This window comes from Microcystis sp. M53603_WE2, from assembly GCF_030065435.1.
In genome coordinates this window covers 1-1,713 of sequence record NZ_JASJFF010000469.1, presented here as the reverse complement: position 1 = coordinate 1,713, position 1,713 = coordinate 1, and the positions used below count along the sequence as shown (strand labels likewise).

The window sequence follows — 1,713 nt, the reverse complement described above, 5'->3', positions numbered from 1 at the left end:
GCTAAAGTGATGGAGGAGGCGGGATTTAGCCGACATAAGGGGGAATGGTGGCATTTTTCCCTAGGGGATCAGATGTGGGCCTGGTCGCTCGATCGAGCCTACGCCATCTATGGCAGAGTGGAGGATTAAGTAGGGTTTGCGGCAAAAAGTTTCTTGTGGGGACAGGGTGTGGGGTGTAGGGTTTTACAGATTTTGAGGGGGTCAATTACCTAATTTTCAGGGGAAAAGTCCAGGGATTTTCCCCCCAATCACTTCCGTCGCCGGTACTTTTTGATTGACAAAAAGTCTAAAAGTCTTACCCAATAAGGTTTTTAGATTTATTCAGCCAACCCTAGATCAATACTGATATACTAACAAAAGAAGACTCAAAGCTTAGACCAGCTTCTGATCGATGATCGCCAAGATTTGATCAACAAAAGCTTGGTGATCAACCACTGGTTTAGAAATATAACCATCGGCCTGACTCTGCTTGAGAAAATTCTCTCGATCGCCCTCCATAGCGTGAGCGGTGACGATAATAACGGGTAAATCGGCGGTTTCGGGGTTAGCTTTGAGAATTTGGCTGATTTTAATACCATCCACCGCTTTCCCTTCATAGACACTATGGGAGAGGGAGACATCCATTAAGATCACGTCCGCTTCCTTATCCCGAGCAATACGAAGCACTTCTTCCACGTCTTCGGTCCCTTTAACCTCTAGACCACCTCGTTTGGTCAAAATTTTGGCAAAAACGCGAAAATTAATCGGGTCGTCTTCTACAATCAAAACAGTCGTCATAGGGATGCTCAGGGATAAACAAGGTTAAAACGGGCAAAATGCCTTATGATTCACAGCTAGACAGATTGAAAACGAGAGACTCATGGCCAAACAACTGGATTTCTTAGCTAGTGGTCAAATTATACCCACGGCCTTACACCAAGAGATGGAACGATCCTATCTAGAATATGCCATGAGTGTGATCGTGGGGCGAGCCTTGCCGGATGTACGCGATGGACTAAAACCAGTGCATCGTCGCATATTATACGCTATGCACGAACTGGGTTTAACTCCCGATCGCCCTTTTCGCAAATGTGCGCGGGTGGTGGGGGATGTCTTGGGTAAATATCATCCCCACGGCGATCAGTCAGTGTACGAGGCACTGGTTCGTATGGTACAGGATTTTTCCAGTCGTTACCCACTTTTATCGGGCCATGGTAACTTTGGTTCGATCGATAACGACCCCCCGGCGGCCATGCGTTATACAGAAACCCGTTTGGCCGGCATCGGTGATCAGGCGGTTTTAGGGGGAATTAGCGAAGCTATCGTTAATTTTAGCAGTAATTTTGATAATTCTCAACAGGAACCCGTTGTTTTACCCGCTCAGTTACCGATACTGATTCTTAATGGTTGTTCAGGTATTGCGGTGGGGATGGCGACTAATATTCCTCCCCATAATTTAGGGGAAGTGGTGGAAGGTTTAATCGCTTTGATTGATAATCCCGATTTAAGCGAGGAAAAGTTAGTAGAAATTATCCCCGGGCCGGATTTTCCCACGGGAGGCGAGATTTTAGATGATACCGGCATTCGGGAGGCTTATCGCACCGGTAGGGGGATTATTCCCGTGCGCGGAGTGGCGAAAACTGAAACAATTATCATTGAGGGCAAGCGCCGAAGGGAAAGGACGGCAATTGTGGTTACTGAGTTGCCTTTTCAGGTGAATAAGGCGGCATGGAT

The 1,713-nt window shown here is 47.1% G+C and carries 3 protein-coding genes; 2 read left to right on the top strand and 1 reads right to left on the bottom strand.

Features of this window, described 5'->3' with window-relative positions:
• On the top strand, positions 1 to 129 hold a 129-nt coding region (locus tag PX481_RS09710), incomplete at its 5' end, for a M15 family metallopeptidase (RefSeq protein ID WP_288094497.1).
• A gap of 243 nt (positions 130 to 372) precedes the next feature.
• On the opposite strand, the gene PX481_RS09705 is transcribed toward PX481_RS09710, so the two are convergent.
• A complete protein-coding gene (locus tag PX481_RS09705; protein ID WP_012268160.1) occupies positions 373 to 777 on the bottom strand; it encodes a response regulator in 405 nt (134 codons plus the stop codon).
• Positions 778 to 859: 82 nt separating this feature from the next.
• Between PX481_RS09705 and PX481_RS09700 the strand changes: the two genes are divergently transcribed.
• Positions 860 to 1,713: DNA gyrase subunit A (locus PX481_RS09700; RefSeq protein ID WP_288094496.1), on the top strand; the 854-nt coding region annotated here is incomplete at its 3' end.